Source organism: Frigoribacterium sp. CFBP 13605, assembly GCF_014839405.1.
Classification (GTDB): Bacteria; Actinomycetota; Actinomycetes; order Actinomycetales; family Microbacteriaceae; genus Frigoribacterium.
On record NZ_JACYNS010000080.1, the window covers coordinates 1 to 12,070 of the forward strand.

At 73.6% G+C, this 12,070-nt stretch carries 12 protein-coding genes; 4 read left to right on the top strand and 8 right to left on the bottom strand.

Features of this window, described 5'->3' with window-relative positions:
• Both IFT36_RS12580 and IFT36_RS12585 read left to right on the top strand, forming a co-directional pair.
• Positions 1 to 865, top strand: an 865-nt coding sequence (locus IFT36_RS12580; RefSeq protein ID WP_200413296.1) for an amidohydrolase family protein, incomplete at its 5' end; no start/stop codon positions are given.
• A 34-nt stretch (positions 866 to 899) separates the two neighbouring features.
• Positions 900 to 1,631 carry an MBL fold metallo-hydrolase gene (locus tag IFT36_RS12585; protein ID WP_123571365.1) on the top strand — a complete coding sequence of 244 codons (732 nt, stop codon included), beginning with the start codon at positions 900 to 902 and terminating at the stop codon, positions 1,629 to 1,631.
• Between the two features lie 70 nt (positions 1,632 to 1,701).
• Here the strand turns inward: IFT36_RS12585 and IFT36_RS12590 are convergent, their stop codons facing one another.
• From IFT36_RS12590 to IFT36_RS12615, 6 genes are all read right to left on the bottom strand, one after another.
• Positions 1,702 to 2,916, bottom strand: a complete 1,215-nt coding sequence (locus IFT36_RS12590; protein WP_157485186.1) for a cell wall-binding repeat-containing protein — start codon at positions 2,914 to 2,916, stop codon at positions 1,702 to 1,704.
• Positions 2,917 to 3,112: 196 nt separating this feature from the next.
• Complete coding sequence (locus IFT36_RS12595) at positions 3,113 to 4,063, bottom strand: MurR/RpiR family transcriptional regulator (RefSeq protein WP_233568466.1); 951 nt, start codon at positions 4,061 to 4,063, stop codon at positions 3,113 to 3,115.
• On the bottom strand, positions 4,060 to 5,316 hold the full coding sequence (locus tag IFT36_RS12600; protein ID WP_307785094.1) for an allantoate amidohydrolase: 1,257 nt from the start codon (positions 5,314 to 5,316) through the stop codon (positions 4,060 to 4,062). The genes IFT36_RS12595 and IFT36_RS12600 overlap by 4 nt, the downstream gene beginning before the upstream one ends.
• Complete coding sequence (locus IFT36_RS12605) at positions 5,313 to 6,515, bottom strand: pyridoxal-phosphate-dependent aminotransferase family protein (protein WP_200413301.1); 1,203 nt, start codon at positions 6,513 to 6,515, stop codon at positions 5,313 to 5,315. Before IFT36_RS12605 ends, IFT36_RS12600 begins: the two co-directional genes overlap by 4 nt.
• 111 nt (positions 6,516 to 6,626) lie before the next feature.
• The gene (locus tag IFT36_RS12610; RefSeq protein WP_307785096.1) at positions 6,627 to 8,285 is read right to left on the bottom strand and encodes an AtzH-like domain-containing protein; all 1,659 of its coding nucleotides are present in this window, start codon (positions 8,283 to 8,285) and stop codon (positions 6,627 to 6,629) included.
• Complete coding sequence (locus IFT36_RS12615; RefSeq protein ID WP_200413298.1) at positions 8,278 to 9,423, bottom strand: acetamidase/formamidase family protein; 1,146 nt, start codon at positions 9,421 to 9,423, stop codon at positions 8,278 to 8,280. The genes IFT36_RS12610 and IFT36_RS12615 overlap by 8 nt, the downstream gene beginning before the upstream one ends.
• Before the next feature lie 113 nt (positions 9,424 to 9,536).
• Between IFT36_RS12615 and pucL the strand changes: the two genes are divergently transcribed.
• Together pucL and IFT36_RS12625 are read left to right on the top strand one after the other, a co-directional pair.
• Positions 9,537 to 10,430, top strand: coding sequence for a factor-independent urate hydroxylase (gene pucL, locus IFT36_RS12620; RefSeq protein ID WP_056043854.1), 894 nt, complete (start codon positions 9,537 to 9,539; stop codon positions 10,428 to 10,430).
• Between the two features lie 50 nt (positions 10,431 to 10,480).
• Entirely contained in the window at positions 10,481 to 10,957 is a 477-nt protein-coding gene (locus tag IFT36_RS12625) for a nucleoside deaminase (RefSeq protein ID WP_267659226.1), read from the top strand.
• A gap of 18 nt (positions 10,958 to 10,975) precedes the next feature.
• On the opposite strand, the gene uraH is transcribed toward IFT36_RS12625, so the two are convergent.
• Positions 10,976 to 11,302 carry a hydroxyisourate hydrolase gene (gene uraH, locus IFT36_RS12630; RefSeq protein WP_159827984.1) on the bottom strand — a complete coding sequence of 109 codons (327 nt, stop codon included), beginning with the start codon at positions 11,300 to 11,302 and terminating at the stop codon, positions 10,976 to 10,978.
• On the bottom strand, positions 11,299 to 11,952 hold the full coding sequence (gene uraD / locus IFT36_RS12635; protein WP_200413300.1) for a 2-oxo-4-hydroxy-4-carboxy-5-ureidoimidazoline decarboxylase: 654 nt from the start codon (positions 11,950 to 11,952) through the stop codon (positions 11,299 to 11,301). The genes uraH and uraD overlap by 4 nt, the downstream gene beginning before the upstream one ends.
• Positions 11,953 to 12,070 lie beyond the last annotated feature (118 nt).

Here is a 12,070-nt window from a genome sequence, read left to right on the forward strand (position 1 = left end):
CGCCGCGGCCTCGCCGACCGGCGCCGATGACGCGGCCGGCGGCGCCGAGGCCGGAGGCGGTGCCGGCGCCGGTGCCTCGTCCGCCGAAACACCCGCAGGAGGCGCGGCGTACGACGCGTTCGTCCGCTCGCGTCCCGACGTGGTCGAGCGCACGGCGATCGAACAAGTGGTCGACGCCCTCCGCGCCACGGGTGGTCGTGCCCACGTCCTGCACCTCTCGTCCGCGACGGCGCTCGACACCATCCGCGCCGCCAAGGCCGAGGGCCTGCGGCTCACGGTCGAGACCTGCCCGCACTATCTCACCTTCGACGCCGAGCACATCGGTGACGGCGCGACGCAGTTCAAGTGCTGCCCGCCGATCCGTGGCGAGGCCAACCGAGAGCTGCTCTGGCAGGCGCTCGTCGACGGCACGATCGACGTCGTCGCGAGCGACCACTCCCCCTCGACCCGCGAGCTCAAGTTCGCCGGCGGCCCCGACGCCGCGCACGGCGACTTCGACGTGGCGTGGGGCGGCATCTCGGGTCTCGAGTTGAGCTTCCGTGCCGTGTGGACCGGGGCCCGGCAGCGCGGCATCCCGCTCGAGGCCGTCGTCGGCTGGATGTCCCGGGGCACGGCGGCCCTCGTCGGCCTGCCCACGAAGGGGCGGATCGCCGTCGGCGCCGACGCCGACCTCGTCGCGTTCGCCCCCGAGACACCCGTGACGATCGACGTCGACGACCTCTCGCACCGCAACCCCGTGACCGCGTACGACGACGCACGCCTGTTCGGCGAGGTCGCGGCGACGTGGGTGGGGGGCCGGCTGGCGGGGCCGAGCGCGCCTCCTGCGCGGTTGCTCGTCCGTCCCGACACCGGGGTCGCCTCGTGAGGGGCGGCCCCAGCGCCTTCGCCGAGGTCGCGGCGTGAGTCCGACGAAGGCGGCGGCTCCCGTCGAGGTCGCACCGGGCGTGCACTTCGTCGAGGGTCCCGCGTCGAACTGGACGATCCTCGCGGGCGACGGCACCCTGACGCTGGTCGACGCCGGCTACCCGGCCGACCTCGAGCTGGTGGAGTCGTCGCTCCGGGCCGTGGCGTCGGCGACGGGCGCCGGTGACGCCCGGCTCACGTCGGTGCTCGTGACGCACGGGCACAGCGACCACATCGGCACCGTCTCGGCCCTGCGTCGGCGGCACGGCTTCGAGGTCTTCGCGGCGCACGCCGAGGTGCCGAACGTGACCCGCGAGCAGCTGCACCAGGTCACCGTCGGCGACGTCCTGCCGCACCTGTACAAGCCGCGGTTCGCCCGCTGGGTGCTGCACGCGGTGCGCGCCGGAGGCCTGGGCGACGTGGCCGTGACCGACGTCGTGCCGCTCGACCTCGGGGCGTCGCGCACGTTCAGCGGTCACCGTGTCGTGCCGACGGCCGCGGTCGGTCACACCCCCGGGCACACCGTCTTCGCGCTACCCGACGACGACGTCCTGATCACGGGCGACGCCCTTGTCACCGGCCACCCGACCTCACGGCTCGACGGCGTGCAGATGCTGCACCCGATCTTCCACTCCGACCTCGCCGAGGCGGGCCGCACCTACGGGCGGCTGGTCGACCGAGGGGCACGGGTGGTGCTGCCGGGTCACGGGCCGGTGCTGCGCCGCTGACGACACAGCACGGGGCCGTCCGGCTCGTGCCGGCCGCCGGCCCCGGTCATGGCGACGCGCGCGATCCCGGTCAGCAGAGCCGGCTGAGGTCCGCGACCCGATCTGCGAGGGCGGACGGACCGCCGAGCAGCACGACCTCGTCGGGTTGCTGGAAGTCCACGGCATGGTACGTCGCGCTGGGCATGCACGCGGCGCGCGACGTGAAGAGGGGTTGGCGCAGGTACCCCGCAGCGGCAGCACCGGCCAGGGCGTCGGGGAAGTTCTCCCCGTTCGCCACGAAGACGCTCGTCTCGGTGAAGTGGTCGACGCCGTAGGGCAGTCCCCAGTGCGTCGAGAAAGCGGTCGACCCTGTCCAGTGCGAGGTCTCGTAGCGGTCGCCACCCGACAGCCTCTCCACTTCATGGGCCGTGCCGTCGACGGGCGCGACGCGTCTCAGGTCGTCGACGATGCCCTGGCTCATGACCGCGGGACCGCCGACCGGATACAGGTAGCCCGGATCGACGGCGGCGATGAGGTCTCGGGTCGGCTCGTCGAGTGACGGTGCTTCTCCGGGTACGAGGATGAGTGGCATGTCGTGGGCGCCGGCAGCGGCCGAGGCCGCGAGGGCGTCGGGGAACGATCGACCCGTGGCGACGAAGAGCGCTCCGTCGTCGAAGCTGACGTCGTAGCCGGTGTGGTCGGCGGGGTCGTAGAGGGAGATGACGTCTCGCGGCCTCCCGACGGCCGGCGCCTGCCAGGTGTCGTCCACGAACGCGTCGATCGAGATGGCGCGCGACGTGGCGAAGCGGTCCGCTCCGAACACACGGTCGACGGTGGCGCCGGGAACGACGCGCTCGACCTGGTCGACGACCCGGGGCGAGAGCGACGTCTCGCCACCGACCACGACGACGCGTTCGGGGTCGAGCCGCGCGATCTCGGCGAGGACGACCGCCGGCACCTCAGTCGTGTCGGACAAGAGCAACGGCCCGCCGAGGTGTGCGGCCGCGGGGGCGGCACTCAGGGCGTCCGCGAAACCGCGTCCCGAGGCGAGGTAGACGACCCGCGCCTCCCGGGTCCTGTCGATCGCAGGCCCGACGGGCTCGACGGGCGTCTCGTCGTCCGAGAAGACGCTCTGACTGATGCGGACGGCCGTCGAGAAACGGTCGTCGCCGGCGACACGGACGACGACCGCGTCGCTTTCCGCAGCCCGGGCGGATACGGGGATCGACGTGCAGAACACGGCGGTCAGCGCCGCCGTGGCCACCAATGCCCCGATCGTCCGCCGCGTCGTCACGATCTCGTTCATCTCGTCGCCTCTCGTCACCCCCACCGCTCGAGCCGAGACCGGTGTTTCCGTCCGACAACATAGCGCCCGGGCGAACCCGCGAGGCACCGAGCAGGCCGCCCCGCCGCCCGGCCGCCCGGCGTGCCACCCACCCGGCCCAGGCCACTCTGGACGCGAGCCGAGGTCGTGAGGTCAGCCCCGTGAGCTGACGTCAGGCTCATTCGAGCTCGGACAGCTCGGCGTACAGCTCGGTGATCTCGGCGACGCGGCTGCGGCCACCCTCGGGCCGGCCGGCGCGCACGGTCTCGGTCAGCACCGCCCCGGCCAGCAGGGCGGCCAGGCTCATCGCGCTCGCGTAGCTGTCGAACGGGGCAGGGGTCTCGACCGGGCAGTCGAGCCTCACCGTCACGTCGACGCCACGCAGCGACGGATCGGCCACGAGCACCACGGGCACGCCGCGCGCAGCCAGGGACGACAGCACGCCGGCGAACCCGGCCGGCCGACGACGGAACCCCACCAGGACGACGACGTCGCGCGCCCCGAGCCCGACCAGCTCTTCGCCGATGGACTGGCCCGGCTGCGGCGCCACGCGCACGTCGTCCCGCGCCTGGACCAGCTGCTGCCGCAGGTGGAGCGCCACCGGGTAGCTGTTGCGGAACCCGGCCACAACGACCCGCTCGGCCCCGGCGACCAACGCCGCGGCACGCTCGAGTCGGCCGTCGGAGAGCCCCGAGAGCATCACGTCGAGGTTGTGACGTTCGGCCTCGGCGTGCTCGGCGAGCCCACCGGAGGCGCGGGTCGGCCCGACCGGGACGCCACGGCTGCGCGACGCCCTCGCCTGGTCGCGCACCTCTTGCGCGTCGGTGAAGCCGAGCCGCCGGAACAGCCGCGACACCGTCGCCTTCGAGACGCCGCTCTGCTCGGCGATCTCGGTGGCGGTGTAGACGGCGAGATCGTCCAGGTGGTCGAGGATGAAGTCGGCCGCTCGCTGTTCCTGCGGCGAGAGGCGGCCGTAGCCCGAGTCGATGCGGTCACGGATGCCCGCCCCCTCGACCGGGCCCGCGCCTCCTTCACCCTCGGCCGCGTCCGCGCCGGCGGCAGCGGTGGCAGCGGCGACATCGCCGTGCGTGTCGTCGCCGTGAGCACCGTCTCCGCGGCGGCCGCTCACGCGGACGCCCGCGCCGCGACCGGGTGCGCCGCGGCGACCGCGTGCACGGCGGCCTCGAAGGCGTCGAGCGCGACGGCCACGTCGTCGATCGTGACGATCTCGTCGGGGTGGTGGCTGATGCCGCCGTTGCCGCAGCGGACGAAGAGCATGGCCCACTCGGTCAGCTCGGCGACGGCCATGGCGTCGTGCCCGGCCTTCGAGAACAGCACCATCGGGTCGGCGTCGCCGGTGGCGGCGATGCCCTCGCGGACGAACCCCCGGAGGCGCGGTGAGGCCACGACGGCCGGCGCACGGTGGGTCTCGTCCACCGCGAGGGTCAGCCCTCGACGCTCGCCGACCTCGGCCGCGACGGCCTGGATGCCGGCCCAGACCTCGTCGCGTCGGTCGTCGTGTTCGCCGCGGAGGTCGAGGCTGAACTCGACGAGACCGGGGATGACGTTGACGCCGCCGGGGAACGCCTGCAGGCGACCCACCGTGGCGATGCAGTCGGCCTCTCGGGCCAGTCGCTCGACCGCGAGGACGATCTCGCTGGCCCCGGCGAGCGCGTCGTGCCGACGGCGGAACGGGACGCCCCCCGCGTGACCGGCGACCCCGGTCAGCGTCAGCTCGAAACGTCGTGCCCCGGCGATCGACGAGACGACGGCGAGCGCCCGGTCGGCCTCCTCGAGGTAGGGGCCCTGCTCGATGTGGGTCTCGAGGTAGCCGATCACGTCGGCCGGTTCGTAGGCGGCGTCGCCGACCCGGTCCGGGTCGAGGCCGAACGCCACGAAGGCCTCGTGCAGCGTCGTGCCGGACGCGTCGGCCAGGGACCACCACTCGGGCAGCCAGGTGCCGGCGACTGCACGGGAACCGAGCAGGGCGGTGCCGAAACGGGTGCCCTCTTCGTCGCCGAAGGCGAGGACCTCGATCGCGAACGGCAGACGGGTGCCGGACGCTTCGAGCCGCGCGACGAGGGCGATGCCGAGCAGCACGCCGAGGATGCCGTCGTAGCGGCCGGCGTCGGGCACCGTGTCGAGGTGCGAGCCGAGCAGCAGGGCGGGCAGGCCGGGCTCGGTGCCCTCGTAGCGGCCGCGCTGGTTGCCGGCCGCGTCCTGCCAGGTGGTCATGCCGGCCCGTCGCATCCACTCGCCGGCCATCGCGTTCACCCGGGCGTGCTCGGGCGAGAGGTACACGCGCTCGATGCCGGTGGGGCTGCTCGAGACCGCGGCCAGGGCGTCGCAGCGTTCGAGGACGAGGCGGGCCTCGTCGCTCACGCCGCGCCTCCTGCCCGGTCGGCGTCGAGGTAGACGTCGCACGCGGCCCCGACGCCGCCCCCGCTCGTGATCGGTGCGCCCTCGCGGCGGAGCACGGCCTCGAGCGCGGCGAGCGTCGTGAGCACGGTGTCGCGACGGGCGTTGTAGCCCATCGTGCCGATGCGCCAGACCTTGCCGTGCAGCGGGCCGAACGAGGTGCCGATCTCGATGCCGAAGTCGGTGAGCAGGGCACCGCGCACCCGGTCGCCGTCGACCCCGTCGGGGATGACCACGGCGACCACGTTGTTCATCTTGTGCGCGAGGTCGCCGAACGTCTCGAGGCCGAGCCCCTGCACCCCGGCGAGCATCGCGCGGCCGTGCAGCTCGTGTCGTGCCACCACGACGTCGACGCCCTCGTCGACGACGAGGCGGGCGCACTCGCGGGCACCCCAGAGCATGGTGGTCGCCTCGGTGTGGTGGTTGAGGCGCTGAGGACCCCAGTAGTCGAAGATCATCGCGAGGTCGAAGTAGTTCGACGCGATGCGTCGGCTGCTGGTCGTGTCGCCGTCGGTGCGGATGCCCGCCTCGATCGACGTGCGGGCCCGGATGACCTCGACCGCCCGTTCGCCATAGGTGACGGGAGACGAGCCCGAGGGGCCGCCGAGGCACTTCTGCAGGCCGGCGCTGACGGCGTCGAGGCCGAGCTCGTCGGTGCGGAAGGCGTTGCCGACGATCGACGCCGTGACGTCGGTGTAGAACAGCACGCCGTGACGGGCGCAGACCTCGCCGAGCCCCTCGAGGGGCTGGGCGACCGTCGTCGAGGTGTCGCCGTGCACGACCGCGAGCAGCTTCGGCTGGACGCGCTCGATCGCCTCGACGATGGTCTCGAGCGGGAAGACCTGGCCCCAGGGCACCTCGATGACGTGGACCTCGGCCCCGCAGCGCTCCGCGATCTCGCGCAGGAGGTGGCCGAAGCGACCGAAGACGGGCACGAGCACCTTGTCGCCCGGTTCGATCAACGACACGAGCGAGGCCTCGATGCCGGCGCGCGAGGTGCCGTCGACGAGCAGGGTCTGCTCGTTCGAGGTCTGGAACACCTCGCGGTAGAGCGCCTGGGTCTCGTCCATGTAGGCGGTCATGGCCGGGTCGTACTGCCCCACGAGCTGCGCCGACATGGCACGGAGCACCCGGGGATCGGCGTTGATCGGGCCGGGGCCCATCAGGAGGCGGGCGGGCGGGTCGATCGGCTGGAAGACGCGTTTCACCCGTCCCACCCTACGCAACCCGTGTTTCAGCCAGGTGAACTCGTCGGGCACAGGCCGGGGCGGGCATCAGGTCGCCCAGGTCGCCGCGAGATCGAGCAGGGACAGGTCCGCCCCGCGGGGGCCCACGAGGCACAGCCCGACGGGCGCGCTCCGCCCGGAGGCGAGCGGCACCTCGAGGACCGGCGCCGAGACGGCGGGGGCGCCGAGCACGCCGGCGATGCACGTCAGCCCGAGGGTCGCCGAGCGCACGGCGTCCACCTCGGCAGCGGTCGCACCGAGCGCGGGCGCGGCCGAGGACGCGCTGGGCAGGAGCAGCACCCGGCCGTCGAGCAGGGCCTCGAGACGGCGACGTTCGTGGCCGAGGGCGACCCGCGCCTCCTCGGCCTGCCCAGGCGAGACCGTCGCGCCGAACGCGAAGCGGGCCGACACGTCGGCGGCGAGCTCGCCCGGGTGCTCGGTGATCCAGTCGCCGTCGGACTGCCAGGCCTCGAAGGCCTGCAGCACGCGGAACAGCTCGAAGAGGTGGGCGACGTCGCCCAGCACGACCTCCTCGGGACGCTCGACCCGCCCCGCGGCGATCGCCTCGTCGAGAGCCCTCACGAACCCGGCACGCACGCCGGGCTCGACCGACGCGAGCACCCGCGGATCGACGACGTACGACGGCTCGACCGACACCTGGTCGGCCAGGGACACCGACGCTCGGGCCGCCCGACGGAGGGTGTCGACCTCGCGGGTCAGCCAGCCGACCGTGTCGAAGCTCGGCGCGAGCGGGAGCAGCCCGGCGCGATCGACCGCCCCGTGGGTGGTGCGGATGCCCCAGAGCCCCTGGTAGGACGCGGGCACGCGGAGCGATCCGCCGGTGTCGGTGCCCAGGGCGATGCTCACCTGCCCGAGGGCCACGGCCGCCGCCGGGCCACTGGTCGAGCCGCCGGGGATCGCACCCGGCACGGCCGGGTTGGGAGGGGTGCCGTAGGCCGAGTTGCGTCCGGCGATGCTGTACGCGAACTCGTCGGTCTGCGCGATGCCGCGCAGGTCGGCCCCGGCGTCGAGCAGGTGCTGCACCGCGGCCGCGTGCCGGGACTCGGGGGCCGCACCCGCGAGCCGGGCAGGCACGCCGGCCCCGATCGCGTGGCCTGCGACCGCGAACAAGTCCTTCACGGCGACCGTCTCGCCCGAGAGGGCAGGAGGCGCCGTGCCGGTCGAGTCGTCCCCTCGGCTTCCCGAGACGAGCGGCTCGCCCACGACCCGCCAGACCCGGCGGTCGATCGCCGGCGGCGACGCCTGCACCTGGGCCGAGGCGATCCGCCAGGAGCGGGCACCCCCCGGGCCGGCATCCGGATCGCGGCGCCAGAGCTGCGTGACGACACCACGACCCCCGGCGGCCGGGGCGTTGACCGACACGACGATCGCCACGTCGGCGGTGACGACCCGGACGTGGCACTCGACCACCCGTCGGACCGGACCGGACCCGCGCCTCCCCCGGAAGGCCGTGATCGCGTCGTGCCCCACCAGCAGCCCACCGGCGTCGGCGCGCATGACGGTGGCGGTCGGTTCGAAGGCCGCGGCGAGCGCGGCCTGGTCGTCGGCGGCGAGTGCGCGTTCGTAGGCGTCGAACGCCTCGAGCAGGCCGTCGGGCAGTTCGCCTTCGACCGAGGTGGGGACGGTGCCCGAGCCGACCCGTGCCTCCTCGGGGTGGCCCGGCGGTGTACGGGTCGCGTCAGCCACCGAAGTCCGCCTTGCGGATGCGGGCGTGGACGCCCTTGACGAGGTCGACGACCTGCGAGATGTCGAAGTCGGTCGCCGCGGAGAGGTAGGCGTAGGCGAGGCTGCGGTCCATGCCGTAGCGGGCCTCGAGCAGGTCGATCGCCGCTCGGACGCAGGCGCGGACCGCCTCGTCGAGGTCTTCGTCGAGGCCGGTCGGCACCAGCGACTCGGCGGTCTCGGCGAGCGGCCCGGAGATCTCGCCGAACAGCGCCACGGCCTCGGCGCGCGGCACCAGGTCGAACCGGACGGTCACGCGCAGGCTGGCCTCCATCGCGGTGAGTGCGACCTCGCCGTCGCCCTGGGCGAAGTGCGGGTCACCCACGTAGGCGAGGGCCCCGGGCACCTGGACGGGCAGGTGCAGGGACGCACCCTCGGTCAGCAGGGCGATGTCGACGTTGCCCCCGTGCGGACCCGGTGGCACCGAGTGCGGTCGCTCGTCGCCCGCGACGGCGACCCCCATGATGCCGAGGAACGGGTGCAGCGGGAACCGCACCGTGTGGCCGGCACCGGGCGCGAGCGGCAACGTGCCGACCAGGGAGCCGTCGGGTTCGTGGTCGACGGCCGCGAAGACGCTGACCGGATCGGCGCCGAGCGGGAACTCGCCGGCGAGGGCCCCGCGACCGTGGCGGTTGGAGATGACGCCGTACGGCACGCGAGGTGTCGCGTCGAGCAGGGTCATCGTGACGACGTCGCCGGGCTGGGCGCCGCGGATCGCGATGGGGCCCGTCACGACGTGCGGGCCGTCGGCACCCGGATCGCGACCGTGCTGGTCGTCGCTCGCGGCGGCCAGGGCGACCGCGTCGTCGAGCACGTGCTCGGGGGGCACCCCGTGGCGGGCGAAGAAGGCCTGAGGATCACGGCCCTGGTCGTCGAGCACGCCCTCGTGGCTGAGGGTGTCGATGAGGACGGCCGTGCCCGGGTCGATGGTGAGCACGGGCTCGTCGGAGGCACAGGGCAGGCGCCCCCACAGGGTCGTGGCGAGGGTCGCCGGCACGTAGGGGAGGGCATCGCCACGATCGCCGGGCGACAGGGGTTGCAGGATCGGGGTCGCAGGAACGGGGCCCGACGGGGGTGCGGGGGTCGCCTCGGAGATCGCCATGCCCAGCACAGTAGCGAGTCGACGCCTCGCCCCGATAAGCCCTCTGAAACGAGTTGTTCACAAATCGCCGATCGTGAAACAAGTCGTTCACACGGTTGTGTGATCATCGCCGCATGGCGATCATCCTCGGCGACAACCAGTACGGCAAGGCGGAGTCGCGGCTCGTGCGCTTCTACCGCGACGGGCCCCGACACGAGATCCGCGACGTCAACGTCACGACGGCACTGCGGGGCCCCTTCGACGCGGCGTACCTCCGCGGCGACCAGAGTGCCGTCCTGCCGACCGACACCCAGAAGAACACCGCGTTCGCGTTCGCGAAGTCGAAGGGCGTCGAAGCCGTCGAGCGCTTCGGGCTCGAGCTCGCCCGCCACTTCGTGCACGACGTCGAACCCGTGACGGGTGCCCGCATCGAGATCGAGCAGTACGACTGGCAGCGGGCCGTGGTCGACGGCAGCGAGCACGACCACACCTGGCTGCGTTCGGGTCAAGAGGTGCGCACCGCCGCCGTCACGGTCGACGGCACCGGCGAGTACGTCGTGGGCGGGCTGAAAGACCTGGTCCTGCTCAAGTCGACCGGCTCCGAGTTCGCCGGGTTCCTGACCGACGAGTTCACGACCCTGCCCGAGACGCACGACCGGGTCATGGCGACGGCGCTCGACGCGAAGTGGCGCTTCGGCACGACCGACGTCGACTGGGAGGCCACGTACGCCGAGGTCAAGCGCCTGATGGTCCGCGAGTTCGCCACCCTGCAGTCGCTCGCCCTGCAGCAGACCCTGTGGCACATGGGCACGGCCGTCCTCGAGGCGATCCCCTCGATCGTCGAGGTGCGCCTGAAGGCACCGAACAAGCACCACTTCGCCTACGACCTGTCGCCCTTCGGCCTCGAGAACCCGGGCGAGGTCTTCTGGGCCGCCGATCGCCCGTACGGTCTGATCGAGGCGACCGTGCTGCGCGACGACGCCCCGCCGGCCCACGACGCGTGGCGCGCCTCCGCGGGTCTCGCATGAGCCTCGTCGAGCCGAACCGCCCCACCCCCGCCCCACCCCGAGGAGACACCGTGACCGACGCCGACGACGCCCGCTGGCTGGCCCGCACCATCGAACTGGCCGTCGAGAACGTCGCGAACGGGGGCGGACCGTTCGGGGCCGTCATCGTGCGGGGCGACGAACTCGTGGCCGAGGGTCGGAACCGGGTGACGGCCGACCTCGACCCCACGGCACACGCCGAGGTGACCGCGATCCGGGCGGCGTGCCGGGCGGTCGGCGACTTCTCCCTCGCCGGCACGACCCTCTACACCTCGTGCGAACCGTGCCCGCTGTGCCTCTCGGCGTCGCTCTGGGCCAGGGTCGACCGGGTCGTGTACGCCGCGGACCGGCACGACGCCGCGCGAGGCGGTTTCGACGACCTCGAGTTCTACGAACTGTTCGCGCGCGACCGGTCGACCTGGGACCTCCCCGTCGACGAGGTGCGCCCGGCGAACGCACCGGCGCCGTTCGAGGCGTGGGCGAGCCACGACCACCGCACCGACTACTGAGCCGTCGTGCGAGGGGGGTCAGCTGCCGCGGTAGGTCGAGTACGCGAACGGGCTGAGCAGCACGGGCACGTGGTAGTGGCTCGACTCGTCGGCGAGGGTGAAGTCGATGGTCACCCGCGGGTAGAACGTGTCACGCCCGGCCGCCGCGAAGTAGGCGGCGGTCTCGAAGACCAGTCGGTAGTCGGCGGCGGGCAGGGCGTCCGGGCCGAGTTCGGGCACGCGCCCGTCGGCGTTCGTGACGCCGGTGGCGAGTTCGGTGCCCCGTGCGTCGTAGAGCGCGACGGGGACGTCGGCGGCCGGGCGGCCCAGTGCGGCGTCGAGGACGTGCGTCGTGACGTGGCTCATGCTCGGGCCTCGTCGTGGTCGGCGGACACCGGCTCGGCGGGTGCCGACTCGGCGGACGTCGACCCGGCGGGTGCCGACCCGGCGGGTGCCGATCCGGCGGGTGCCGACTCGGCGGACGCCGACCCGGCAGGTGCCGACCCGGCGGGTGCCGACCCGGTGGGTGCCGACTCGGCGAAGGTCGACTGCAACCGCAGCAGGGCGATGTCGCGCAGCTCCGCCCCGACGATCCGCCGTTCGGTGTCGTCGTCGAGCCCGAGTCGCCGGTGCAGCTCGCCCACGATCTCGGCCCGGCTCCGACCGGCGGCACGGATCAGGAACACCCGGTCGAAGCGCTGCTCGTACGCAGCGTTGCCCTCGGCCAGCAGCTGCGCGAGCGTCTCGTCGTCGGCGTCGACCGCCGAGCCCTGCTCGCGCCGGCTGAACGCCTGGGCGGCGCCGTCGCCGACCGGCTTCTCACCGATGCGGGGGTGGTGCGCCATCGCCTCGTCGATCTCGGCGGCGCTGAGCGGCGTGGCGGCGGCGGCCGCGACCGTGATCAGCGCGTCGGAGTCGGCGAACGGCGCCTGCGCCGCGACGTCGTCGACCCACCGCTCGACGGCGAGGGCGGCCAGCAGGTGCGAACGCAGGGTGGCGTCGTCGAGCTCGATCATGACGCACACCCTAGCGACGGTGCCCCGAGGCGACGGGCACGGCTGGCCGACCCGCGCCTCCCGGGCGTCCGGCGACGCGGCACCCAGGCGCGCCCCGGCGAGCGGCCGCTCGCACCAC